The following is a 24637-nucleotide window of genomic DNA, read 5'->3' on the forward strand; positions in this document are numbered from 1 at the left end:
ATAAAGTCATCGTTAACATTTCTAAAGCAGGATTCTTCTCATCTGACCGTACAATTGCTCAGTATAACGAAGATATCTGGCACTTGAACTAAGATACAAGATTTATACTAATACACTTTCAAAAAAGCGAGTTTCGATTGAAATTCGCTTTTTTGAGGTTGTGGATTTGGGTTAATCTTGTCTTAAAAAGATAGAAATCATAGATACAGTTAAGGCCTAGAAATACTGCTTTTTACTCTCTTTCAACCTTATATTTCTTCGTAGTTGATTACCTCATATCTCTTGTATTCGCTTACATAAAGTATTATAATATGATTGTAGGAAAGAAGGTGTTCTTATGTGGAAAAAATATTTTTCAAAATATAAATGGACGGATTTATTTTGGATTTTATTTATCATTTTGACCTGCCTCTATATTGGTAACCATGATTTGTTTCCTCTCAATCATCAAGAAATCTCTCTTCGAGGTAGTTTCTGGGGATCTGTACTCGCCTTATATCAATTGCTATTTATTGATAAATTTATTATTTCGAATCGAAAATAAATGGAGAAGCTAAAAGCTTTAAATGTTTTAGACTTTTGGGATAGATAGTTTAAAAATTGAAATTTAAAACCGCAGATCTTCTTGAAATGCGGTTTTTTGTGTTAATTATAGTACTTTCCCAACCAGAATCTCAGCCTCAATAGTAATCTCTGTCAAGTCGCTCCAGTCAATCTTACTCTGGTTAACATGAAAGAGTAGAGGAGTCATGCTGAGTAGGGCTTGGAGTTGCTCTGTTGTGATAGTCTTAGTCAGAGAGGCCGTTTGGCTAGATAGGATGGTAAAGTGTTCTTGGAAATGATTTTTGATATCTTGATTAGAATAATCTTTGTTTGTCAGCTGGTCTTGTACCTTCTGGCGGATTTCTTTGAGGTGATTTTCAGTTGGAATAACCTTTATCAAGATACCGTCTTTGGATAAAACGCGACGAAATTCTCCATAGTTGGCAGGGGAAAAGATATCAAGCAGGATATCCATGCTGGCGTCTTTTATAGGAAGACGAGCCAAGTCGCCAACGAACCAATTGACTGCCCAGTTGGGTTCGCTCTTGGCAGCGATTTGGACGGAATCTTTGGAGATGTCAAAGGCATAGAAAGTTTTTTCAGAGTGACTTTCTTGTAGTTTACGAGAATAGAAGCCCTCGCCACAACCGATATCCAAGACAGTTTTTGCAGATGGATTAGTTGCTAGCAAGTTCGAAATATCTTCTAAAATAGCCTGATAAAATCCAGCTTCTAGGATTTGTTGACGGTTTTGAAAATTTTCCTTGTCGTAGTTAGCAGATTGCTTAATTTGAGGTGCCAGATTGACATAGCCGAATTTCGCCAAGTCAAAAGAATGACGGTTGCAGCACTTGAAACTAGTCTCTAGCAGAGTCAGATTTTCTTGACAGATAGGACAGGCAAAGGCAGTAGCAGAAGCAAAACGCTGAAGTTTGGGTTTGAGATTTGTATTCATAGTTTAAGTGTATCAAAAGAGGCAAATGAAAGCAACTTTAGGAATAAGTAGATGGGAGATTCAGTAGAAATAAAACTAATACTCTTCGAAAATCTCTTCAAACCACGTCAACGTCGCCTTGCCGTACTCAAGTACAGCCTGCGGCTAGTTTCCTAGTTTGCTCTTTGATTTTCATTGAGTATAATTCTCCAATTTATAAAATAAAATTGCTTTTATATCTAAATTGCTATATAATAATGATAAGGAGGAAATAAGTATGTTAAAAGAAGTATTAAGCGTCGCAAAAGTTGCGAAAAAATCATCACTCTTTTTGGGTGGTGTCGCATTTGGTACCCTTGGCTTGAAAATCTTGGCAAGTAAGGAAGCTAAAAAAGGTTATTCTAAAGCTTTGGCTAAGGCTTATAAGTTAAAAGACGAGCTAGATGCATCTGTTTCTGTTGTGAAGCAACATGGAGATGATGTCTTGCAAGATGCCAAATATTTGTACGAACAAGAGAAAAAAGAAGAGCAATTAGATAGCCTTATAGGGGAATAATATGTCTTTTAAAGTGCTACATAGAGGATACCAACATATTCGCCTATCATCTTCTTTTTCACTCACCTTGGATATTCAAGACTATCTTCGTTCCTTGGCGAGAGATGAAAAGGGGATTGAGTCCATCCAGTTTTACATGGATCAACAGCACTTTACTCTACGTATAAAAGAAGGCTTTTCTGTATTAGATAATGCAGAAGCCTTTTTAAAAAGAATTGATAAAGGGAAAGTTTCTGAGTTGATGACTCTTCCCATTCGTAGAGAAGAGAGTGCTTATTCTATTGTTTCAGGTGCAGCGATTAAGCGTGTACTTTTTCGTAGTTTTGTGCCGTATCCTATTCGCTATATATGGACTTGTTATCAGGCTTTGGGTTATATTAGAGAAGCCTATCAAACACTAGCGCGTAAGGAACTAACGATGGAGGTCTTGGACTGTTCGGCGATTTTATTGTCCTTGTTTATGAACCAATCCAAGACAGCTAGCAATATCATGTTTATGCTTGATTTGGGGAATCATTTAGATCAGTGGTCCTTGAAAAAAACTGCAACAGATTTAGAACAAAGCCTTCTTGCAAAAGAGAGCGATGTATTCCTAGTACAGGGCGATACGGTTGTTAGTATCAAGAGTTCCGATGTTCAAATAGGAGATGTCTTGGTCCTATCTCAAGGAAATGAAATTCTGTTTGATGGACAAGTAGTTTCAGGTTTAGGTATGGTCAACGAAAGTTCCTTGACGGGAGAGAGTTTTCCAGTTGAAAAAAGAGAGTCTGATTTGGTTTGTGCAAATACAGTATTAGAAACTGGAGAGTTACGCATTCGTGTAACCGATAATCAGATGAACAGCCGGATTTTACAACTGATTGAGTTGATGAAGAAGTCTGAAGAAAACAAGAAAACGAAACAACGCTATTTCATCAAGATGGCGGATAAGGTCGTCAAATATAATTTCTTGGGGGCTGGGCTGACTTACCTATTAACAGGTTCTTTTTCTAAGGCTATTTCTTTCCTATTGGTCGATTTCTCCTGCGCTTTGAAAATCTCTACTCCTGTAGCTTATTTAACAGCTATCAAGGAGGGGTTGAATCGTGAAATGGTGATTAAGGATGGGGATGTTCTGGAGAAATATCTGGAAGTTGATACTTTCTTGTTTGATAAGACGGGAACAATCACAACTAGTTATCCTATAGTTGAAAAGGTGTTACCTTTTGGGGACTATAGTGAGGAAGATATTCTCAGAATCAGTGCCTGTCTTGAGGAACACATTTATCATCCTATTGCTAATGCCATCGTCAAGCAAGCTGAGATAGAGGGGATTGAACATGAGGAAATGCATGGGAAACTCCAATATATCGCAAGCAAGGGGATCAAATCTCATATAGATGGGCAACCAGTTCTTATTGGGAATTATGTTTTAATGCAGGATGAGCAAATTCATATCAGTTCAGAACAAAATGCTTTAATTGAAGAGTACAAGAGTCACTACAATCTCTTATTCTTGGCTTATCAGAATGAATTGATTGGAATGTTCTGCATTCATACTCCTTTGAGAAAAGAAGCCAAAGCAGCCTTGGAGAAACTTAAGGCACAAGGGAAAAAATTGATTCTGGCAACAGGGGACACCCTGGTTAGGACAGAGGAATTAGTCAAAGATTTGCCCTTTGATCAGGTCTATACAGACTTGAAACCTGATGGGAAGTTTGAGTTAGTAGAGAAACTGCAGAAAGCAGGTCACACTATTTTGATGGTTGGGGATGGCCTGAATGACTCAGCTGCTCTAACCCTATCAGATATCGGTGTGGTGATGAATGAGAGCGCAGATATTTCTAAGCAGATGAGCGATATCTTATTGTTAGATAATCGCTTGGATTTCTTCCAAGAGTTGGATTCGCTATCATCATCTTTGCAAATACTCATCAAGAAGAATATTCAAGATACCGTTGTCGTAAATAGTAGTTTGATTGGCTTTGGCTTGTTTAATTGGCTCAGTCCTTCAAATCTTTCTATCTTACATAATCTAACAACCTTACGCATAGTCCTGCGTAGCCTGTCTATTAAGGCTAGATAGATGTGGTTATCAACAACAAAAAGGAGTTACCTTTATCGAGGTTAACTCCTTTTTTATAGGTAAATGTTGAACAGTTTAGTAAGTCAATACAAAATATTTTTTCTTCCCACGACGGATAACAGTCAGTTCGTTCTCTAACTTATCTGCGTCACTCAAGACATAGTCAAGGTCTTGGATGCGGTCGCCGTTGACGTAGATAGCTCCGTTTTGGACGTCTTCGCGGGCTTGGCGTTTTGAGTTAACTACACCAGATGAGACGAGCAGTTCCACGATATTGTGGTTTTCATCTGCTTGAACTTGGTAGTTTGGCACTCCACGAAGTCCTTGTTTGAGTTCTTTGACAGAAAGGTTTTTGATATTTCCTGCAAAGAGTTGTTCAGTGATGTTAAGAGCTTCTTTGTAAGCTTCTTCGCCGTGAACAAGTGTGACGACTTCACGAGCGAGGATTTTTTGTGCCAAGCGTTCATGTGGAGCTGATTCAAATTGTTTGCGGATGTCTTCAATCTCATCAAGTGACAAGAAAGTAAAGATTTTCAAGAAGCGAACAGCGTCTGCGTCCATAACGTTCATCCAAAATTGGTACATTTCATATGGGGAAGTCTTTTCAGGATTGAGCCAGACTGCGTTTCCTTCTGATTTACCAAATTTCTTACCAGTTGCATCTGTGATAAGCGGAACTGTGATAACGTGTCCAGTCTTGTCAGCCTTACGACGAAGTAATTCGGTACCAGCTGTCATATTTCCCCACTGGTCAGAACCACCGATTTGAAGCGTTACATTGTGGTCTTGGTTAAGAACGAAGAAGTCATAACCTTGCATGATTTGGTAAGCGAACTCAGTGTAAGAAATTCCCGTTTCGATCCGTTTTTTCACAGACTCCTTGCTCATCATGTAGTTGACAGTAAAGTATTTTCCGATATCACGGAGGAAATCAATGAAGCTGATGCTGCCAAACCAGTCGTAGTTGTTGACCATGACAGCCTTGTTTTCACCGTTTTCAAAGTCAAGAAAACGAGAAAGTTGTCCTTGGATAGACTTGACCCAGCCATCTACTGTGTCTTTTGTTTGGAGACTACGTTCAGCATCTTTGAAGGACGGATCTCCGATGAGACCTGTAGCACCGCCAACGAGCGCATAAGGTTTGTGACCTGCTAGTTGCAAGCGACGACTTGTCAAGATTGCGACAAGGTGGCCTAAGTGAAGGCTGTCAGCAGTTGGATCGTAGCCAGTATAATAAGAAACTTGACCTTCTTCTAGGGCTTTACGCAAAGCTTCTTCATCAGTCGTTTGAAAAATCAAACCACGCTCTTTTAGCTCATCAAAAATGTGCATGTGTCTTTTCTCCTTTTTAAAAATATTGTTTCTACCTATTGTATCACAAACTTGGGCAATAGCCTAGTAGAATAGGGAAGAAAGTGGCTATTTTATTGAAAGTTTACCTTTTATGGTATAATAGTTACAGTGAGGAAATCCATGCAAAATCAATTAAATGAATTAAAACGAAAAATGCTGGAATTTTTCCAGCGAGTAAAATCAAAAATAAATCATAGAAAATCAGAGAAAGTCTCAAAAGAGAAGAATTTGGATGGGACAGGTGGGAAAGTTCTGGCTATCCTAGGTAGCATTTTAGTTGCTATTAAGGGCATTTTGAATACTCTCTTTATTCTAGGCTTTATCGGTGGACTTTTTGGTGCTGGTGTAGCTCTTGGTTATGGAGTTGCTTTGTTTGACAAGGTCAAGGTTCCCCAATCGGAGGACTTGGTCAAGCAAGTTAAAAATATTTCTTCCATCTCAGAAATTGTTTACGCAGATGGGAGTGTCATTGCTTCTATCGAGAGTGACCTACTGCGAACTTCTGTTTCATCTGAGGAAATATCAGACAATCTCAAAAAGGCTATCGTTGCAACTGAGGACGAACATTTCCTTGAACATAATGGGGTTGTGCCAAAAGCTGTGATTCGGGCGACTTTGGGAACCTTTGCAGGTTTGGGTTCATCTAGTGGGGGCTCGACCTTGACCCAACAGTTAATCAAACAACAAGTGGTCGGAGATGCTCCGACTTTGGCTCGTAAGGCTACAGAAATTGTTGATGCCCTTGCCTTGGAACGCAGCATGAGCAAGGATGAAATCTTGACTACTTATCTCAATGTCGCTCCCTTTGGTCGAAATCATAAAGGGCAGAATATTGCAGGTGCCCAGCAAGCTGCTGAAGGGATTTTCGGTATCGATGCCAACAAGTTGAGTATTCCTCAAGCCGCTTTCTTAGCAGGTTTGCCACAGAGTCCGATTACTTATTCCCCTTATGAAAATACTGGAGAGTTAAAGAGTGATGAAGACTTAAAACTTGGTTTGAAGCGGGCCAAGGATGTTCTCTACAACATGTACCGTACGGGTGCTCTGACTCAAGAAGAATACGACCAGTACAAGGATTATAATCTCAAACAAGATTTCTTGCCATCAGGAACTATCAATGCTGTTTCGAGGGATTACCTTTACTTTACGGCTATGGCTGAAGCGACAGACCGTATGTATGATTATTTAGTTCAACAGGACAATGTCTCTAGTCAGGAGTTAAAAAAGGAAGCAGTTCAAAAGGCCTATCATGAGCGAGCTGAGCAGGAACTAAGTAACGGTGGCTATAAAATCACGACAACAATCAATAAAAAAATCCATACTGCCATGCAAAATGCAGTTGCTAACTACGGTCGTTTGGTAGATGATTCGACTGGTCAGCCTGAAGTAGGGAATGTTTTGATGGACAATAAAACGGGGGCTGTTCTAGGCTTTGTTGGTGGTCGTAATTACCAAATAAACCAAAACAATCACGCCTTTGACACTAAGCGCTCGCCAGCCTCTACAACCAAGCCTTTGTTGGCCTACGGTATTGCCATTGACCAAGGTTTGATGGGAAGCGCTAGTATCTTGTCAAATTATCCGACAAAATTCTCTAATGGAAATCCTATCATGTATGTAAATAGTCCAGGTACAGGCATGATGACCCTGGGTGAAGCCCTGAACTATTCGTGGAATATCCCAGCCTATTGGACCTATCGCATGCTTCGTGAGAAGGGTGTAGATGTCAAGGGTTACATGGAGAAAATGGGTTACGAGATTCCAGAGTATGGTATCGAAAGTCTGCCTATGGGAGGTGGTATTGAAGTCACAGTCGCCCAGCATACCAATGGTTATCAAACAATTGCTAATAACGGTGTTTATCATCAGAAACATGTGATTTCTAAGATTGAATCACCTGACGGTAGAGTAATCTATGAATTCCAAGACAAGCCAGTTCAAGTGTACTCGAAGGCAACGGCAACAATTATGCAGAGTTTGCTTCGTGAGGTGATTTCATCTCGAATCACTTCAAGTTTCCAAACGGATTTGGCTTCTATCAATTCAAGTTTAGCTCGTGCAGACTGGATTGGTAAGACTGGGACAACCAATGAAGATGAAAATATGTGGCTCATGCTGTCAACACCAAGATTGACTCTAGGTGGTTGGCTAGGGCATGACGACAACCGCCCAATGGCTAAGGGGGCTGGGCATTATCGAAATGCCAAATATATGGCTTACTTGGTCAATGCTATCCAACAGGCTGAGCCTGGTGTTTGGGGCAATGAACGCTTTAATCTTGACTCTAGTGTGACTCAATCTCAGGTTCTCAGATCTACAGGACAGAAGCCAGGCAAAGTATCCGTTAATGGGAAAACAGTTGATCTTTCAGGTTCTACTGTAACGAGCTATTGGGCTAATAAGGCAGGAGCTCCTACGACAAGCTATCACTTTGCTATTGGAGGAAGTGAAGCAGATTACCAAAATGCTTGGTCAAGTATCGTTAGCACACTGCCAACTCCTTCTAGCTCAAGTACTAGTTCGAATAACAGTTCAAGTAGTAGTTCTAACAACAGTAGCAATTCAAGCGCTACTAGACCTTCTTCTTCAACGACGAGACGATAAGTTCTTTAAACTTTTCTAAATGAAGTGGCTAATCAATGGATTGCCACTTTTTTCTTTTTTCCTTTCGTGTTACAATAAAGGTATGAATCAGTATCAGAAAAAGATTGTTAAAGGAACCATTTATTCGCTCCTATCCGGCTTAATCTGGGGAATCTGTGGAATTTTAGGAGAATATTTCTTTACTCATTATCAAGTGTCCTCTGGCTGGATTACCTCTATGCGTTTGACACTGGCAGGGAGTCTTGTGCTCATTTGGTCTGCAATGCAATTAAAATCGCAAGTGATAGATATTTGGCGAGATAAGAAAAATTACCTGCCCTTTTTAGCCTATGCTATTTTGGGGATTTTTTCAGTTCAGTATTTTTTCTATCTCTGTGTAGAATACTCAAATGCAGCGACAGCAACAATTTTACAGTTTATCAGTCCAGTCTTTATCCTCTTTTACAATCGCTTGGTTTATCAAAAACGAGCGTCAAAAAGCGCTATTTTCTATGTTTTGGTTGCCATGTTGGGTGTTTGCCTGATGGCGACAAAGGGAGATCTCTCTCAGTTATCCATGACACCACTAGCGCTTGTGACAGGTCTGCTGAGTGCCATGGGGGTCATGTTTAATGTTATCTTACCTCAACCTTTTGCTAAGCGTTATGGTTTTGTTCCCACCGTTGGGTGGGGGATGATTTTGGCAGGTTTATTTAGCAATGTCCTCTCGCCGGTTTACCAGCTTTCCTTTACTCTTGATATTTGGAGTATTTTGATTTGTCTCATTATCGCTTTCTTTGGGACGGCTTTTGCTTTTTTCATTTCCATGAAGGCGGTGTCCTTGGTTTCTCCCTTGGTGGTTTCTGTCATTAGTGCCAGTGAACCTCTCTCTTCTGCCCTTTTGAGTGTTTTATTTTTAGGCTTGGTAGTGGATTGGTCCCTTCTTCTAGCTATGGCCCTGATTATTTTGCCCATGATTTTCCTATCGATAGAAGAAGCGAAAGAAAGTAAATAAAAAGTCTTTTCTAAATTCTAAAAGTGTGCTATACTAGAATAGTCAATAAAACACGGGGAGATAGTTGTGAAGAGTGTTTTTAGGTTGTATCGGTAGGGGCTTGCTTTTACCGACAGCACGTTTTATCTCACATCCCTAAAAATCATACCTAAAAACAAACAAAAAGGCTTCAAATTTGAGGCCTTTTTTGGTAGAATAGGTATCATTAAAATGAACTAGGAGGCGCCTATGACTGCTACAAAAATGAACGCTCAAGAAATTATCCAATTTATCGCCAATGCTGAAAAGAAAACCAGTGTTAAAGTAACCTTTGAAGGACAACTTGCAACTGCTGTACCAAGCTCTGTTGTTAAACTAGGGAATGTCCTATTCGGAGATTGGAAGGACGTGGCTCCGCTTCTCGATGGCTTGGTAGAAAATCAAGACTATGTTGTTGAACAAGATGCTCGTAATTCTGCAGTTCCTTTACTAGATAAACGTGCTATCAATGCTCGTATCGAGCCAGGTGCTATTATCCGTGATCAGGTTGAAATTGGTGACAATGCTGTTATCATGATGGGAGCGGTTATCAATATCGGTGCTGAAATTGGTGCAGGAACTATGATTGACATGGGAGCTATCCTTGGTGGCCGTGCTATCGTTGGGAAAAACAGCCACGTTGGTGCAGGTGCCGTTCTTGCAGGTGTGATTGAGCCAGCTAGCGCAGAACCAGTCCGTGTTGGAGACAATGTTCTCATCGGTGCCAACGCAGTGGTTATCGAAGGGGTCCAAATCGGTAGTGGTTCAGTTGTCGCAGCAGGAGCTATTGTTACCCAAGATGTCCCAGAAAACGTGGTGGTAGCAGGTGTTCCAGCTCGTATTATCAAAGAGATTGATGCCCAAACCCAACAAAAAACAGCGCTAGAGGATGCGCTTCGTACCTTATAATTGTAAAAGTAATAAAGAGGCGGAACCCTTCTTCCAGCCTCTTTCTGCTATATCGGAGGATAGATAGATGTTAGATTTGATTCAAACTAGACGAGATTTGCACCAGATTCCAGAGATTGGCTTGGAGGAGTTCAAGACTCAGGCTTATCTGCTGGATGTGATTGAGAAATTGACTGCGGGCAAGAATTTTGTTCAAGTTCGTACTTGGCGGACAGGGATTTTGGTTTATTTGCAGGGAAGTCAGCCAGAGCGTACCATTGGTTGGAGAACAGATATTGATGGCCTGCCTATCGTCGAACAAACAGGCCTTCCTTTCGCTTCTCAGCACCAAGGTCGTATGCATGCTTGTGGCCATGATTTCCACATGACTATTGCTTTGGGCTGTCTTGAGCGATCCCTTGAGGAGCAACCAAAGAACAATCTGCTCTTTCTGTTTCAACCTGCTGAAGAAAATGAAGCTGGTGGTATGCTCATGTATGAGGATGGCGCTTTTGGTGATTGGCTACCAGATCAATTTTATGGCCTTCATGTTAGGCCAGATTTGAAGGTTGGACAGATTGCGACTAATACTCATACACTCTTTGCAGGGACTTGTGAGGTGAAGATCCGTTTCAAAGGCAAAGGTGGCCACGCAGCCTTTCCGCATGAAGCCAATGACGCCTTGGTGGCGGCTAGTTACTTTGTGACCCAGGTGCAGTCAGTTGTCAGCCGCAATGTTAACCCAATCGAGGGGGCAGTGGTGACCTTTGGCGTTTTTCAGGCTGGAACAACCAACAATGTTATCACAGACACAGCCTTTTTACATGGAACTATTCGGGCTTTGACACAGGACATGAGTCTCTTGGTGCAAAAGCGGGTCAAAACAGTTGCAGAAGGAGTTGCAGCTGCCTTTGATATGGAAGTCGAAGTGGAACTCAAACAAGGTGGATACCTACCTGTTGAGAACCATCCAGCCTTGGCGCGTGAACTGATGGATTTCTTTGAAGAAAAAGACGGAATTGAGTTGATTGATATCGAACCTGCTATGACTGGTGAGGACTTTGGTTATCTCCTTTCAAAGGTTAATGGCGTTATGTTTTGGCTAGGTATCGATAGTTCCTACGCCCTTCATCACCCTCAGATGAGTCCTAAGGAAGAAGCCTTAGCTATTGGGGTGGATGCGGTCTCTAGTTTCCTGAAAAAGAAAGCAGCAGAGTAGAGGGCTTGTCTATGAAATCGGAATTACGCAAGCAAGTCTTGCAAGAAATGAAGGCTATCCCTCGAACTCAAAAAGTTGCTATGGATCGAGCTTTGGCAGAACGATTTTTGAATCACCCCTTCTACCAAGAAGCCAAGGTTATCGCAACCTATCTCTCTTTTCCTCATGAGTTTCAAACGCAGGAACTGATTGAGCAGGCGCTGAGGGATGGCAAGAAGGTTCTGATACCAAAAACCTATCCCAAGGGGCGCATGGACTTTGTAGTCTATAATCCGCAGCAGTTGGCCAAAACTTCCTTTGGCTTACTGGAACCACAGGGAGATTTGGAAGTGGTGGATGCCTCTCAGATTGATTTGATTCATGTTCCTGGCTTGGCTTTTACGACGAAAGGATATCGGATTGGATATGGTGGAGGTTATTATGACCGCTATCTGAAACATTTTTCTGGTCATACTTTGAGTACGGTTTATCCTAGTCAAGTCCAGGACTTTATCCCTGAAAAGCATGATATTCCTATCCAGGAGGTACTGATTGATGAAAGAAATCTTTGATAGGCGTTACCCTGTGACGAGTTTCTTTCTCTTAGTGACGGCCTTGGTATTTCTACTAATGTTGGTGACTACAGGTGGAAATTTTGACAGGGCGGATACATTATTTCGATTTGGAGCTATGTATGGACCAGCTATTCGCCTCTTTCCTGAGCAGATTTGGCGTCTCTTTTCTGCCATTTTTGTTCATATTGGTTGGGAGCATTTCATTGTCAATATGCTTTCGCTATATTATCTTGGTAGGCAAGTAGAGGAAATTTTCGGATCCAAGAAGTTTTTCTTTCTCTATCTCTTATCAGGAATGATGGGTAATCTCTTTGTTTTTGTATTTAGTCCCAAATCCTTAGCAGCAGGAGCCTCGACTTCTCTCTATGGGCTATTTGCTGCGATTATTGTTCTTCGCTATGCAACGCGTAATCCTTATATCCAACAGTTAGGGCAATCTTATCTGACACTTTTTGTGGTTAACATTATTGGAAGTATTCTGATTCCAGGAATCAGTCTAGCAGGTCATATCGGAGGTGCAGTTGGTGGCGCATTTCTAGCAATTATCTTTCCAGTTCGAGGAGAAAAACGGATGTATAGCGCTAGTCAGAGACTGGTAGCGTTAGTGTTGTTCGTAGGACTCGCAGTCTTGCTTCTCTACAAGGGAATGGGGTTGTGAGAGCTTATAAGAATAGTTGTGTAACATAAAAAGATAAGGCAATTTTTGAACCTTATCTTTTTATGTTATTCCTTCTCAGCCAATTCTTTTCCCAGTTGGATGATGTAATCTTTCAAGTCATCTTTGACTTGTGGGTGCTTGAGGGCATAGTCAATAGATGTTTTCATAAAGCCAAACTTATCGCCAACGTCGTAACGAGCTCCTGTAAATTCACGGGCGAAAACACGTTGAGTTTTATTAAGTGTATCAATAGCGTCGGTAAGTTGGATTTCATTTCCAGCACCGGGAGCTTGATTTTCGAGGATTTCAAAAATTTCCGGTGTCAGAAGATAGCGACCGATAATAGCTAAATCACTTGGAGCGTCTTCTGGAGCTGGTTTTTCTACGAAAGTTTCAACGCTATAGAGTCCATTGATCCCTTCTCCTTGAGGAGCGATGACTCCATATGATGAAACGTCTTCGTGTGGTACGGGCATAACAGCAATGGTTGATGCGTGTATCTTTTCGTAATCATTCATCAGTTGTTTTGTCAAAGGAACGGCGTCCTTGTTTGTGATGTCCATAAGATCATCACCCAGCATAACAACGAAGGGTTCATTCCCTACAAAAGCTTTTGCTTGTAAGACAGCGTCTCCAAGACCACGAGGGTGAGTTTGGCGGATGAAATGAAGGCGCATACCAGTTGCTTCATCTACCAATTTCAATAGATCTGTTTTGCCTTTTTCTTTGAGATTGTACTCAAGCTCAAAGTTTGAGTCAAAGTGGTCTTCAATAGAACGTTTTGATTTACCAGTCACAACCAGAATATCTTCAATACCTGATTTGAGAGCCTCTTCCACGATAAACTGGATAGTTGGTTTGTCCACAATTGGCAACATTTCTTTAGCAAGTGCTTTGGTTGCTGGTAAAAATCGAGTCCCGAGTCCAGCGGCAGGGATGACTGCCTTTCTAACTTTTGATGTCATAAGAATCCTTTCTTTAGAGGGTTAAGACCACTCATTTTCTGCTTTAAATTCATTGTTCATGATGTCATAAATGGCATCTTTAATATTGGTTCCGTGGTAAATAACTTGGTAAATGGCCTGTGTAATGGGCATATAGACTCCAAGTTCTTGCGCTAGTTCATAGGCTGCTCGAGTCGTTGAAATTCCTTCAATCACCATGCCCATATTGGCTTCGATATCAGCTAGAGATTCTCCACGACCAAGAGCATCTCCGGCTCTCCAGTTACGAGAGTGGATGGAGGTTCCCGTTACGATCAAGTCTCCTACACCAGACAAGCCACTATAGGTCAATGGACTGGCACCGAGTGCTACTCCTAGGCGGGTAATTTCTGCCAAGCCTCGAGCGATGATGGCTGCCTTAGCGTTGTCACCAAATCCTAAACCATGTAAGGCTCCAGCACCAACAGCAATAATATTTTTAAGAGCACCAGCAGTTTCGACTCCAATAACATCCGTATTGGTATAAAGTCGGAAGTAGTGATTACTAAAGAGTTCTTGAACGTATTGAGCTGTTTGTAAATCTTTAGAAGCAGCAGTGATTAAAGTCAGGTCACGTACAATGGTTTCTTCCGCATGACTAGGTCCTGAAACAACGACAATATCACTGCGGAGATGTTCAGGAATTTCTTCTTCAAGGATGGTTGATAATCGTTTATGGCTATCAGGCTCTAATCCCTTTGATGCGTGCATGATGATAGCCTTATGGTCTAAGGTTTTTGCAACTTGTTGGGCAACAAGTCGTGTCACTTTTGTTGGGACAACAAACAAAATCGCATCCACATCTTTTAATGCCTCTGCTAAGTCAGTGTAGGCAATGATATTTTCGTCTAGAACGACATCTTTAAAGTAGTGCTTGTTAGTATGATAGGTATTAATTTCATTGATTTGATCGGGAAGATTTCCCCAAATACGTACCTCGTGTCCATTGTCATTTAAGACTTGTGAAAGGGCAGTTCCCCAAGAACCAGGCCCCAAGACGGCGATGGTTTGTTTTTTCATGATTTCCTCCTTGATAGAGTCCTTTCCATTATTCTATCATATTCTAGAGGATTTTGCACTTGCATTGCTGGGGAGTGGTGGCTTTGTTACTTGAAAAATACACAAAAACCGAGACTCAGTATTAAACTCTTAGTCTCGGTTTTGATATTCCTTAAAGAATAGCTCGGTTTATTTCAATTGATCTGTAATGTCTTTTGATAGCAACATTCCCAGATGATAAGTTTTATTGATGTAAGCAATGACATCATTGATATTTTCAGTCGTTTGAATTTTCTCTTTGATGTTAGACCTGAATGTTTCATCCTTTAAAAGTTGTTCTTGGTAGAGCCTTTGAAGTCGTTCTTTTTCATACTTATTGAGCAGAAAAAGGAATACCAAGCTAATTACAACTAGGACATAAGCATATTGGCTCATAGAATATCTCCCTGTATGATAAAGAAATAGTAGTGAATAAATTGATTCAGTGGGCCTAAAATAGCAGAACAAGTCAGCAAAACTTGATAAGATTTTTGATAGACCTCTAAACCTAATTACGTATAGGATTTGGTCTTAGTTACTTAGACTACTTTACAATCAAGTAACTTGAAGATTACGACGTCATGGCCCCTAAATCGATTATATTTAGGGGTCATGACTAGTGAAGCGCCTAGCCAAATCCCTGATAGGATTTAGCGTTAGTTACTTAGATTGCTTTGCAATCAAGTAACTTTGGCGATTTACATCTTCTCTGGCGCTTCTACTCCAAGCAAGCGAAGGGCTTCTTTGAGAACGACTGCAGTTGCGTAGCTGAGAGCTAGACGGCTGTCGCGTTCTGGGCTTTCATCCAAGATGCGTGTATGTGCATAGTATTTGTTAAAGGCTTGAGCCAGGCTAATTGCAAATTTAGCAATGATAGAAGGTTCAAAGTTATCTGCCGCACGGTTGATAATACGTGGGAAGTCTTGGATGAGTTTGATGATTTCCCAACTTTCGGCATCATTCAAACTATAGTTGCCAGCTGTTTCTGGTTTGAAGTCTGCTTTACGTAAGATCGATTGGATACGAGCGTAGGCATATTGAACATAAGGTCCAGTTTCGCCCTCGAAGGATACCATAGCTTCTAGGTCGAAGTCGTATCCATTTGTACGGTCGGTTTTGAGGTCATAGAATTTAATGGCTCCAACCCCAACAGCATGTGCTACCTGATCTTTATTTTCAAGTTCAGGATTTTTAGCCTCGATTTGGGCCTTGGCACGGCTAACAGCCTCTGCAACTGTAGGCTCTAGCAAGATGACATTCCCTTTACGAGTAGAGAGTTTCTTCCCTTCTTTTGTAACCAAACCAAAAGGAACATGAGTAATGTCTTCACTCCAGTCGTAGCCCATTTCTTTCAAGACAGCTTTGAGCTGTTTAAAGTGGGCAGATTGTTCTTGACCAACGACGTAGATAGATTTGGCAAATTGGAATTCTTTTTTACGGTAAAGGGCTGCAGCCAAGTCACGTGTGATATAGAGAGTTGCTCCATCAGATTTCTTGATAAGGGCAGGATGTTCAATTCCGTATTTCTCAAGATTGACAACTTGGGCCCCTTCTGATTCAACAAGAAGTCCTTTTTCAGAAAGAATGTCTACAACTGCATCCATTTTATCGTTGTAGAAGGCTTCTCCGTTGTAGCTGTCAAATTCAACCTTCAGTTCATTGTAAAGGCGGTTAAATTCCACTAAACTTTCATCACGGAACCATTGCCAAAGAGCGAGAGCTTCCTCGTCTCCATTTTCAAGTTTACGGAACCATTCGCGTGCTTCTTCATCCAAGCTAGGATCATTTTCAGCTTCAGCATTGATGCGAACATAGAGTTTAAGGAGTTCATCAATTGGATGAGCTTTTACAGCTTCTTCGTCGCCCCATTTTTTATAGGCAACAATCAACATCCCAAACTGTTTACCCCAGTCTCCCAAATGATTGACCTTAACCGTTTGATAACCGATTTTTTGGAAAATATGTGATAAGCTATCTCCGATGACAGTTGAGCGCAGGTGGCCAATAGAGAATGGTTTAGCGATATTCGGACTAGACATATCGATAACAACATTTTCTTGTTTACCAATATTTTGATCAGCATAGTGTTCTTTTTCAGTGATAACAGCTTGCAATACTTGAGCAGAAATGGCAGATTTATCAAGGAAAAAGTTGACGTAAGGTCCTGTTGCAACAACCTTTTCAAAGGCTTGGCTGTTAATTTTTTCAGCCAGTTCAGCCGCAATCATTTGAGGTGCCTTACGTTCGACTTTTGCAAGTGAAAAAGCAGGGAAAGCAATGTCTCCCATTTCTGAGTTTTTAGGGGTTTCCAGTAAATTTAAAATAGCCTCTTGGTCCAGGCTATCAATGACGCTAGCCAACTCGCTAGCAATCAATTCTTTTGTATTCATTAAGAGCTCCTTTTTGGACTTTTCTACTATTTTATCACAATTTTAAAGAAAGAAGAAAAAATTTTTGAAATCTCCTATTTTTTTGGTATAATATAGTTATAAAATTAGTTATAAATATGCATATAAGAGGATTTTATGAGAAAAAGAGATCGTCATCAGTTAATAAAAAAAATGATTACTGAGGAGAAATTAAGTACACAAAAAGAAATTCAAGATCGGTTGGAGGCACACAATGTCTTTGTGACGCAAACAACCTTGTCTCGTGATTTGCGCGAAATCGGCTTGACCAAGGTCAAGAAAAATGATATGGTGTATTATGTACTAGCAAATGAGACAGAAAAGATTGATTTGGTGGAATTTTTGTCTCATCATTTAGAAGGTGTTGCAAGAGCAGAGTTTACCTTGGTGCTTCATACCAAACTGGGAGAAGCCTCTGTTTTGGCAAATATTGTAGATGCAAACAAGGATGAATGGATTTTAGGAACAGTTGCTGGTGCCAATACCTTATTGGTCATTTGTCGAGACCAGCACGTTGCCAAACTCATGGAAGATCGTTTGCTAGATTTGATGAAAGATAAGTAAGGTCTTGGGAGTTGCTCTCAAGACTTATTTTTGACAAGGAGAGACGGAAAATGGCGACAGAAAAGCTATCACCCGGCATGCAACAGTATGTGGATATTAAAAAGCAATATCCAGATGCTTTTTTGCTCTTTCGGATGGGTGATTTTTATGAATTATTTTATGAGGATGCGGTCAATGCTGCGCAGATTCTGGAAATTTCCTTAACGAGTCGCAACAAGAATGCCGACAATCCGATTCCTATGGCGGGTGTTCCCTATCATTCTGCCCAACAGTATATCGATGTCTTGATTGAGCAGGGTTATAAGGTGGCTATCGCAGAGCAGATGGAAGATCCTAAACAAGCAGTTGGGGTTGTGAAACGAGAGGTTGTTCAGGTCATTACGCCAGGGACAGTGGTCGACAGTAGTAAGCCGGACAGCCAGAACAATTTCTTGTTTGCCATAGACCGTGATGGCAGTCAATTTGGCCTCGCTTATATGGACCTAGTGACGGGTGATTTTTATGTGACAGGTCTTTTGGATTTTACGCTGGTTTGTGGGGAAATCCGCAATCTCAAGGCGCGTGAAGTTGTGCTGGGTTATGACTTGTCTGAGGAAGAAGAACAAATCCTCAGTCGTCAGATGAATCTGGTACTTTCCTATGAAAAAGAAGGCTTTGAAGACCTTCATTTACTGGATTCACAATTGGCATCTGTGGAGCAAGCGGCATCTAGTAAATTGCTCCAGTATGTCCATCGAACCCAGATGCGGGAATTGAACCACCTCAAGCCTGTTATCCGCTATGAAATCAAAGATTTCTTGCAGATGGATTATGCGACCAAGGCTAGTCTGGATTTGGTTGAGAATGCCCGTTCAGGCAAAAAGCAAGGCAGTCTTTTCTGGCTTTTGGATGAAACCAAAACAGCCATGGGGATGCGGCTCTTACGTTCTTGGATTCATCGCCCTTTGATTGACAAGGAGCGAATCATCCAACGTCAAGAGGTTGTTCAGGTCTTTCTCGACCATTTCTTTGAGCGTAGTGATTTGACAGACAGTCTCAAGGGTGTTTATGACATTGAGCGCTTGGCTAGTCGTGTTTCTTTTGGCAAAACCAATCCCAAGGACCTCCTGCAGTTGGCGACTACCTTGTCTAGTGTGCCACGGATCCGAGCGATTTTAGAAGGGATGGAGCAACCTGCTCTAGCTTATCTCATCGCACAACTGGATGGAATTCCTGAGTTGGAGAGTTTGATTAGCGCAGCGATTGCTCCTGAAGCCCCTCATGTGATTACAGATGGGGGAATTATCCGAACTGGATTTGATGAGACTTTAGACAAGTACCGTCGCGTTCTCAGAGAAGGGACTGGTTGGATTGCTGAAATTGAGGCCAAGGAGCGAGAAAACTCTGGTATTAGCGCACTTAAGATTGTCTATAATAAAAAGGATGGCTACTATTTCCATGTGACCAATTCGCAACTGGGAAATGTGCCTGCTCACTTTTTCCGCAAGGCGACGCTGAAAAATTCAGAACGTTTTGGAACCGAAGAATTAGCCCGTATCGAAGGCGACATGCTGGAGGCGCGTGAGAAGTCAGCCAATCTAGAGTACGAAATTTTTATGCGTATTCGTGAAGAGGTCAGCAAGTACATCCAGCGTTTGCAGGCTCTAGCCCAAGGAATTGCGACAGTTGATGTCTTACAGAGTCTGGCAGTTGTGGCTGAAACCCAGCATTTGATTCGACCTGAATTCGGAGATGATTCGCGAATCGATATCCAGAAAGGGCGCCATGCTGTCGTTGAAAAGGTTATGGGGGCTCAGACCTATATTCCAAATACGATTCAGATGGCAGAAGATACCAGTATTCAACTGATTACAGGGCCCAACATGAGCGGGAAGTCAACCTACATGCGTCAGCTAGCCATGACGGCGATTATGGCCCAGATGGGTTCCTATGTACCGGCAGAAAGCGCCTATTTACCGATTTTTGATGCAATCTTTACCCGTATCGGAGCAGCAGATGACTTGGTTTCAGGTCAATCAACCTTCATGGTGGAGATGATGGAGGCCAACAATGCCATTTCGCATGCGACCAAGAACTCTCTGATTCTCTTTGATGAATTGGGACGGGGAACTGCAACTTATGATGGTATGGCTCTTGCTCAGTCCATCATCGAATACATCCATGAACATATCGGAGCCAAGACCCTCTTTGCAACCCACTACCATGAGTTGACTAGTCTGGAGTCTAGTTTACAACACTTGGTCAATGTCCACGTGGCAACCTTAGAGCAGGATGGACAGGTCACTTTCCTTCATAAGATTGAACCAGGCCCAGCCGATAAATCCTACGGTATCCATGTTGCCAAGATTGCTGGTTTGCCAGCAGATCTCCTAGCAAGAGCGGATAAGATTTTGACTCAGTTAGAGAGTCAGGATACAGAAAGTCCTGCTCCAATGAGGCAAACAAGTTCCGTCTCAGAACAAATTTCACTCTTTGATAGGGCAGAAGAACATCCTATCCTAGCAGAATTATCTAAACTGGACATTTACAACATGACACCTATGCAGGCTATGAATGTCTTGGTCGAGTTAAAACAGAAACTTTAAAGAGAAAATTACTAGTCATTCTAGCTGTATCAAGGAGACTTCTTTGACAATCCTTCACTTTTTTGCTAGAATAACATCACACGAACAGAATGAAAAGGAGCTGACGCATTGTCGCTCCCTTTTGTCTATTTTTTAAGGAGAAAGTATGCTGATTCAGAAAATAAAAACCTATAAGTGGCAGGCCTTGGCTTCGCTCCTGATGACAGGCTTGATGGTTGCTAGTTCACTTTTGCAACCGCGTTATCTGCAGGAAGTGTTAGACGCCCTCCTTGCTGGAAAATATGAAGCTATTTATAGTATCGGGACTTGGTTGATTGGTGTGGCCGTGGTCGGTCTGGTTGCTGGTGGGCTCAATGTTGTCCTTGCAGCCTATATTGCTCAAGGAGTTTCATCCGACCTTCGAGAGGATGCCTTCCGTAAAATCCAAACCTTTTCTTATGCTAATATTGAACAATTTAATGCGGGAAATCTAGTCGTTCGCATGACAAATGATATCAACCAGATTCAGAACGTGGTCATGATGACCTTCCAAATTCTTTTCAGACTTCCCCTCTTGTTCATCGGTTCGTTTATCCTGGCGGTTCAAACCTTACCTTCTCTGTGGTGGGTGATTGTTCTCATGGTAATCTTAATTTTTGGTTTGACTGCTGTCATGATGGGAATGATGGGGCCTCGTTTTACCAAGTTTCAAACCCTTCTTGAACGCATCAATGCCATTGCCAAGGAAAATCTGCGTGGCGTTCGTGTGGTCAAGTCCTTTGTCCAAGAAAAAGAGCAGTTTGCTAAGTTTACAGAGGTTTCAGACGAGCTTCTAAGTCAAAACCTATACATTGGTTATGCCTTTTCAGTAGTGGAACCTTTCATGATGTTGGTCGGTTACGGGGCGGTCTTCCTCTCTATTTGGCTAGTTGCTGGGATGGTTCAGTCGGAACCGTCAGTTGTTGGTTCCATTGCTTCCTTTGTCAATTACCTGAGCCAGATTATCTTTACCATTGTCATGGTTGGATTTTTGGGAAATTCTGTCAGTCGTGCTATGATTTCTATGCGTCGTATTCGAGAAATTCTTGATGCAGAGCCAGCTATGACCTTCAAGGATGTGCCAGATGAAGAGTTGGTCGGAAGTCTTAGCTTTGAAAATGTGACCTTTACCTATCCAATGGATAAGGAACCGATGCTGAAAGATGTGAGCTTTACTATTGAACCTGGTCAGATGGTTGGTGTCGTTGGAGCGACTGGTGCAGGAAAATCAACCTTGGCTCAATTGATTCCACGTCTCTTTGACCCACAGGAAGGGGCTATCAAAATCGGAGGTAAGGATATTCGAGAAGTGAGTGAAGGAACCCTGCGTAAAACTGTTTCTATCGTTCTTCAACGTGCCATTCTCTTTAGTGGAACGATTGCAGATAACTTGAGACAGGGTAAGGGAGATGCTACTCTATTTGAAATGGAACGCGCAGCCAATATTGCCCAAGCCAGTGAATTCATTCATCGTATGGAGAAAACCTTTGAAAGTCCAGTTGAGGAACGGGGAACCAATTTCTCAGGTGGGCAAAAACAAAGGATGTCGATTGCGCGTGGGATTGTCAGCAATCCACGTATTCTGATTTTTGACGATTCGACCTCAGCCTTGGATGCCAAGTCAGAGCGCCTTGTTCAAGAAGCCTTGAATAAGGACTTGAAGGGAACGACAACTATTATCATCGCTCAAAAGATTAGCTCGGTTGTCCATGCAGACAAGATCTTGGTTCTAGATCAAGGACGATTGATTGGTCAAGGGACGCATGCAGACTTGGTTGCCAACAATGCCGTTTACCGTGAAATCTACGAAACACAGAAAGGAAAGGAGGAGTAAAATGAAGACAGTTCAATTTTTTTGGAATTATTTTAAAGTCTATAAGCTATCATTTGTAGTTGTCATCTTGATGATTGTTCTGGCGACTCTTGCCCAAGCTCTCTTTCCGGTATTTTCTGGACAAGCAGTGACGCAATTAGCTAATTTAGTTCAAGCTTATCAAGATGGCAATCCAGAACTTGTTTGGCAAAGTCTATCAGCAATCATGGTCAATCTTGGACTGCTGGTTTTGGTTCTATTTATCTCTAGTGTGATATACATGTGTCTCATGACGCGTGTGATTGCAGAGTCGACCAACGAGATGCGTAAAGGCCTCTTCGGTAAGCTTGCTCGCTTGACTGTTTCTTTCTTTGACCGCCGACAAGATGGCGATATCTTGTCTCGTTTTACCAGTGATTTGGATAATATCCTCCAGGCCTTTAACGAAAGCTTGATTCAGGTCATGAGCAATATTGTTTTATATATCGGTCTGATTCTTGTCATGTTTTCGAGAAATGTGACGCTGGCCCTCATCACCATTGCCAGCACACCAGTGGCCTTCCTTATGCTGCTTTTTATCGTAAAAATGGCACGGAAATATACCAATCTCCAGCAGAAAGAGGTAGGAAAGCTCAACGCCTATATGGATGAGAGTATCTCAGGCCAAAAAGCCGTGATTGTGCAAGGTATTCAAGAGGATATGATGGCAGGATTTCTTGAACAAAATGAGCGCGTGCGCAGGGCAACCTTTAAAGGAAGAATGTTCTCAGGAATTCTTTTCCCTGTCATGAATGGGATGAGTCTGGTCAACACAGCCATCGTTATCTTTGCTGGTTCAGCTGTACTTTTAAATGATAAGACTATTGAAACAAGTACAGCTCTAGGTTTGATTGTTATGTTTGCCCAATTTTCTCAGCAGTACTACCAGCCTATTATTCAAGTTGCAGCTAGTTGGGGAAGCCTTCAGTTAGCCTTTACGGGGGCTGAACGGATTCAGGAAATGTTTGACGCAGAGGAAGAAATTCGACCTGAGAAGGCGCCGATCTTTACTAGGTTGCAAGAAGGTGTTGAAATTAGTCATATTGATTTTTCATACCTACCTGATAAACCTATTTTGAAAGATGTCAGCATTTCTGCCCCTAAAGGCCAGATGACAGCAGTTGTTGGTCCGACTGGGTCAGGGAAAACGACTATTATGAACCTCATCAATCGCTTTTATGATGTTGATGCTGGTGGTATTTATTTTGACGGCAAAGATATCCGTGACTATGATTTAGATAGTCTTAGAAGCAAGGTGGGGATTGTCTTGCAAGATTCGGTCTTGTTTAGCGGAACCATTCGAGACAATATCCGTTTCGGTGTACCAGATGCTAGTCAAGAAATGGTTGAGGCAGCAGCCAAGGCAACCCATATTCATGACTATATCGAAAGCTTACCTGACAAATACGATACCCTTATTGATGATGATCAAAGCATCTTCTCGACAGGGCAAAAACAATTGATTTCTATCGCTCGAACCTTGATGACAGATCCAGAAGTTCTCATTCTAGATGAAGCAACTTCAAACGTAGATACGGTGACAGAAAGCAAGATTCAGCATGCCATGGAGGCAGTTGTAGCAGGTAGAACCAGTTTTGTCATTGCCCATCGCTTGAAAACCATTCTCAATGCAGACCAGATTATTGTCCTCAAAGATGGAGGAGTCATTGAACGTGGTAATCACCATGAACTAATAAAACTAGGTGGATTCTACTCAGAACTCTATCACAATCAATTTGTCTTTGAATAAGAAAGAAGTTGTCCTATGTGGGCAGCTTTTTCTTGTCCATAAAAAATATTTATCACAGCCTTAAAAAAAACATATTAGACGAAAGGCATTTTGAGTGATATGATAGGACTATCGTTATACTCAATGAAAATCAAAGAGCAAACTAGGAAGCTAGCCGCAAGCTGTACTTGAGTACGGTAAGGCGACGCTGACGTGGTTTGAAGAGATTTTCGAAGAGTATTAACATTCGAAAGGAGAGACATCATGACTAGAACGGTTGTAGGAGTTGCTGCAAATCTATGTCCCGTAGACGCAGAAGGCAAAAACATTCATTCATCTGTATCTTGTAGATTCGCAGAGAGCATTCGTCAAGTCGGTGGTCTCCCTTTAGTCATTCCTGTTGGTGATGAGTCAGTTGTACGTGATTATGTAGAAATGATTGACAAACTTATCTTGACAGGCGGTCAAAATGTCCATCCTCAGTTTTATGGAGAGAAAAAGACCATCGAGAGTGATGATTACAACCTAGTGCGCGATGAGTTTGAATTGGCACTCTTGAAAGAAGCGCTTCGTCAGAATAAACCAATTATGGCAATCTGTCGTGGTGTTCAACTTGTCAATGTTGCTTTTGGTGGGACCCTCAATCAAGAAATCGAAGGTCACTGGCAAGGTCTGCCTTTCGGAACATCTCACTCTATTGAGACAGTAAAAGGAAGCGTGGTGGCTAAGCTATTTGGAAAAGAAAGTCAAGTCAACTCCGTCCATCGTCAAAGCATTAAAGATTTGGCACCTAACTTCCGTGTAACTGCTATTGATCCAAGAGACCAGACCATCGAAGCGATTGAGTCTATCGATGAGCACCGCATTATTGGTTTGCAGTGGCATCCAGAGTTTCTGGTTAATGAAGAAGATGGTAATTTAGAATTATTTGAGTATTTATTGAATGAACTGTAACGACTGGAACATCTAGTCGTTCTTTCTTTTATTTTTTCAAAATTTTTGGAATGCGGCATTTTTACGCAAACGTTTGAATTCTGATAAAAATTGGAGAAATTCGACAAAAAAACTTGAAAA

The 24637-nt window shown here is 41.6% G+C and carries 21 protein-coding genes; 15 read left to right on the forward strand and 6 right to left on the reverse strand.

What is annotated here, in order from left to right; translation table 11 throughout:
* Both RYK12_RS10170 and RYK12_RS08630 read left to right on the forward strand, forming a co-directional pair.
* Window positions 1-92: glycogen/starch/alpha-glucan phosphorylase (locus RYK12_RS10170; protein ID WP_399555448.1), on the forward strand; the 92-nt coding region annotated here is incomplete at its 5' end.
* A gap of 245 nt (window positions 93-337) precedes the next feature.
* Window positions 338-544 carry a hypothetical protein gene (locus RYK12_RS08630; protein ID WP_070842806.1) on the forward strand — a complete coding sequence of 69 codons (207 nt, stop codon included), beginning with the start codon at window positions 338-340 and terminating at the stop codon, window positions 542-544.
* 105 nt (window positions 545-649) lie between these two features.
* Here the strand turns inward: RYK12_RS08630 and RYK12_RS08635 are convergent, their stop codons facing one another.
* Window positions 650-1498, reverse strand: a complete 849-nt coding sequence (locus RYK12_RS08635) for a putative RNA methyltransferase (protein WP_314848468.1) — start codon at window positions 1496-1498, stop codon at window positions 650-652.
* Between the two features lie 256 nt (window positions 1499-1754).
* Here RYK12_RS08635 and RYK12_RS08640 point away from each other — a divergent pair, with 256 nt between their 5' ends.
* Both RYK12_RS08640 and RYK12_RS08645 read left to right on the forward strand, forming a co-directional pair.
* Window positions 1755-2033: a DUF6110 family protein gene (locus tag RYK12_RS08640; RefSeq protein WP_000910903.1), complete on the forward strand. Its 279-nt coding sequence runs from the start codon at window positions 1755-1757 to the stop codon at window positions 2031-2033.
* 1 nt (window position 2034) lies between these two features.
* Complete coding sequence (locus RYK12_RS08645; RefSeq protein WP_314848470.1) at window positions 2035-4098, forward strand: heavy metal translocating P-type ATPase; 2064 nt, start codon at window positions 2035-2037, stop codon at window positions 4096-4098.
* A gap of 75 nt (window positions 4099-4173) precedes the next feature.
* Here RYK12_RS08645 and tyrS read toward each other — a convergent pair whose 3' ends face one another.
* A complete protein-coding gene (tyrS, locus tag RYK12_RS08650) occupies window positions 4174-5430 on the reverse strand; it encodes a tyrosine--tRNA ligase (protein ID WP_225742420.1) in 1257 nt (418 codons plus the stop codon).
* Window positions 5431-5571: 141 nt separating this feature from the next.
* Between tyrS and pbp1b the strand changes: the two genes are divergently transcribed.
* From pbp1b to RYK12_RS08680, 6 genes are all read left to right on the forward strand, one after another.
* A complete protein-coding gene (pbp1b, locus tag RYK12_RS08655) occupies window positions 5572-8055 on the forward strand; it encodes a penicillin-binding protein PBP1B (RefSeq protein ID WP_314848473.1) in 2484 nt (827 codons plus the stop codon).
* Between the two features lie 82 nt (window positions 8056-8137).
* A complete protein-coding gene (locus RYK12_RS08660; protein WP_314848475.1) occupies window positions 8138-9049 on the forward strand; it encodes a DMT family transporter in 912 nt (303 codons plus the stop codon).
* A gap of 228 nt (window positions 9050-9277) precedes the next feature.
* Window positions 9278-9976 (forward strand): 2,3,4,5-tetrahydropyridine-2,6-dicarboxylate N-acetyltransferase, encoded by a 699-nt coding sequence (gene dapD, locus RYK12_RS08665; protein WP_000127460.1) that lies wholly within the window; start codon window positions 9278-9280, stop codon window positions 9974-9976.
* Window positions 9977-10043: 67 nt separating this feature from the next.
* Window positions 10044-11174, forward strand: coding sequence for an N-acetyldiaminopimelate deacetylase (locus tag RYK12_RS08670; RefSeq protein ID WP_314848476.1), 1131 nt, complete (start codon window positions 10044-10046; stop codon window positions 11172-11174).
* Window positions 11175-11185: 11 nt separating this feature from the next.
* On the forward strand, window positions 11186-11725 hold the full coding sequence (locus RYK12_RS08675; RefSeq protein WP_314848478.1) for a 5-formyltetrahydrofolate cyclo-ligase: 540 nt from the start codon (window positions 11186-11188) through the stop codon (window positions 11723-11725).
* Complete coding sequence (locus RYK12_RS08680; RefSeq protein ID WP_314848479.1) at window positions 11709-12386, forward strand: rhomboid family intramembrane serine protease; 678 nt, start codon at window positions 11709-11711, stop codon at window positions 12384-12386. Before RYK12_RS08675 ends, RYK12_RS08680 begins: the two co-directional genes overlap by 17 nt.
* 65 nt (window positions 12387-12451) lie before the next feature.
* Here the strand turns inward: RYK12_RS08680 and galU are convergent, their stop codons facing one another.
* From galU to argS, 4 genes are all read right to left on the reverse strand, one after another.
* Window positions 12452-13351 (reverse strand): UTP--glucose-1-phosphate uridylyltransferase GalU, encoded by a 900-nt coding sequence (gene galU, locus RYK12_RS08685; protein ID WP_314848480.1) that lies wholly within the window; start codon window positions 13349-13351, stop codon window positions 12452-12454.
* Between the two features lie 21 nt (window positions 13352-13372).
* Window positions 13373-14389, reverse strand: a complete 1017-nt coding sequence (locus RYK12_RS08690) for an NAD(P)H-dependent glycerol-3-phosphate dehydrogenase (protein WP_314848482.1) — start codon at window positions 14387-14389, stop codon at window positions 13373-13375.
* A 168-nt stretch (window positions 14390-14557) separates the two neighbouring features.
* A complete protein-coding gene (locus RYK12_RS08695; RefSeq protein WP_314848483.1) occupies window positions 14558-14803 on the reverse strand; it encodes a MarR family transcriptional regulator in 246 nt (81 codons plus the stop codon).
* Window positions 14804-15105: 302 nt separating this feature from the next.
* Window positions 15106-16797, reverse strand: a complete 1692-nt coding sequence (argS, locus tag RYK12_RS08700; protein WP_314848485.1) for an arginine--tRNA ligase — start codon at window positions 16795-16797, stop codon at window positions 15106-15108.
* 135 nt (window positions 16798-16932) lie between these two features.
* Here argS and argR point away from each other — a divergent pair, with 135 nt between their 5' ends.
* From argR to RYK12_RS08725, 5 genes are all read left to right on the forward strand, one after another.
* On the forward strand, window positions 16933-17379 hold the full coding sequence (gene argR, locus RYK12_RS08705) for an arginine repressor (protein WP_001231476.1): 447 nt from the start codon (window positions 16933-16935) through the stop codon (window positions 17377-17379).
* Between the two features lie 50 nt (window positions 17380-17429).
* Entirely contained in the window at window positions 17430-19964 is a 2535-nt protein-coding gene (mutS, locus tag RYK12_RS08710) for a DNA mismatch repair protein MutS (RefSeq protein WP_314848486.1), read from the forward strand.
* Window positions 19965-20109: 145 nt separating this feature from the next.
* Entirely contained in the window at window positions 20110-21816 is a 1707-nt protein-coding gene (gene patA / locus RYK12_RS08715) for a multidrug efflux ABC transporter subunit PatA (RefSeq protein WP_314848488.1), read from the forward strand.
* 1 nt (window position 21817) lies between these two features.
* Complete coding sequence (gene patB, locus RYK12_RS08720; RefSeq protein WP_125393529.1) at window positions 21818-23584, forward strand: multidrug efflux ABC transporter subunit PatB; 1767 nt, start codon at window positions 21818-21820, stop codon at window positions 23582-23584.
* Between the two features lie 243 nt (window positions 23585-23827).
* Window positions 23828-24517, forward strand: a complete 690-nt coding sequence (locus tag RYK12_RS08725) for a gamma-glutamyl-gamma-aminobutyrate hydrolase family protein (RefSeq protein ID WP_314848489.1) — start codon at window positions 23828-23830, stop codon at window positions 24515-24517.
* The last annotated feature ends 120 nt before the right edge of the window (window positions 24518-24637 follow it).

Source organism: uncultured Streptococcus sp. (genome assembly GCF_963518475.1).
GTDB lineage: Bacteria > Bacillota > Bacilli > Lactobacillales > Streptococcaceae > Streptococcus.

Bases quoted from the DNA above. Each gene is read 5' to 3' on its own strand.
- RYK12_RS08630 (WP_070842806.1), top strand. From the start codon at position 338: ATGTGGAAAAAATATTTTTCAAAATATAAATGGACGGATTTATTTTGG.
- RYK12_RS08635 (WP_314848468.1), bottom strand. From the start codon at position 1,498: ATGAATACAAATCTCAAACCCAAACTTCAGCGTTTTGCTTCTGCTACT.
- RYK12_RS08640 (WP_000910903.1), top strand. From the start codon at position 1,755: ATGTTAAAAGAAGTATTAAGCGTCGCAAAAGTTGCGAAAAAATCATCA.
- RYK12_RS08645 (WP_314848470.1), top strand. From the start codon at position 2,035: ATGTCTTTTAAAGTGCTACATAGAGGATACCAACATATTCGCCTATCA.
- tyrS (WP_225742420.1), bottom strand. From the start codon at position 5,430: ATGCACATTTTTGATGAGCTAAAAGAGCGTGGTTTGATTTTTCAAACG.
- pbp1b (WP_314848473.1), top strand. From the start codon at position 5,572: ATGCAAAATCAATTAAATGAATTAAAACGAAAAATGCTGGAATTTTTC.
- RYK12_RS08660 (WP_314848475.1), top strand. From the start codon at position 8,138: ATGAATCAGTATCAGAAAAAGATTGTTAAAGGAACCATTTATTCGCTC.
- dapD (WP_000127460.1), top strand. From the start codon at position 9,278: ATGACTGCTACAAAAATGAACGCTCAAGAAATTATCCAATTTATCGCC.
- RYK12_RS08670 (WP_314848476.1), top strand. From the start codon at position 10,044: ATGTTAGATTTGATTCAAACTAGACGAGATTTGCACCAGATTCCAGAG.
- RYK12_RS08675 (WP_314848478.1), top strand. From the start codon at position 11,186: ATGAAATCGGAATTACGCAAGCAAGTCTTGCAAGAAATGAAGGCTATC.
- RYK12_RS08680 (WP_314848479.1), top strand. From the start codon at position 11,709: ATGAAAGAAATCTTTGATAGGCGTTACCCTGTGACGAGTTTCTTTCTC.
- galU (WP_314848480.1), bottom strand. From the start codon at position 13,351: ATGACATCAAAAGTTAGAAAGGCAGTCATCCCTGCCGCTGGACTCGGG.
- RYK12_RS08690 (WP_314848482.1), bottom strand. From the start codon at position 14,389: ATGAAAAAACAAACCATCGCCGTCTTGGGGCCTGGTTCTTGGGGAACT.
- RYK12_RS08695 (WP_314848483.1), bottom strand. From the start codon at position 14,803: ATGAGCCAATATGCTTATGTCCTAGTTGTAATTAGCTTGGTATTCCTT.
- argS (WP_314848485.1), bottom strand. From the start codon at position 16,797: ATGAATACAAAAGAATTGATTGCTAGCGAGTTGGCTAGCGTCATTGAT.
- argR (WP_001231476.1), top strand. From the start codon at position 16,933: ATGAGAAAAAGAGATCGTCATCAGTTAATAAAAAAAATGATTACTGAG.
- mutS (WP_314848486.1), top strand. From the start codon at position 17,430: ATGGCGACAGAAAAGCTATCACCCGGCATGCAACAGTATGTGGATATT.
- patA (WP_314848488.1), top strand. From the start codon at position 20,110: ATGCTGATTCAGAAAATAAAAACCTATAAGTGGCAGGCCTTGGCTTCG.
- patB (WP_125393529.1), top strand. From the start codon at position 21,818: ATGAAGACAGTTCAATTTTTTTGGAATTATTTTAAAGTCTATAAGCTA.
- RYK12_RS08725 (WP_314848489.1), top strand. From the start codon at position 23,828: ATGACTAGAACGGTTGTAGGAGTTGCTGCAAATCTATGTCCCGTAGAC.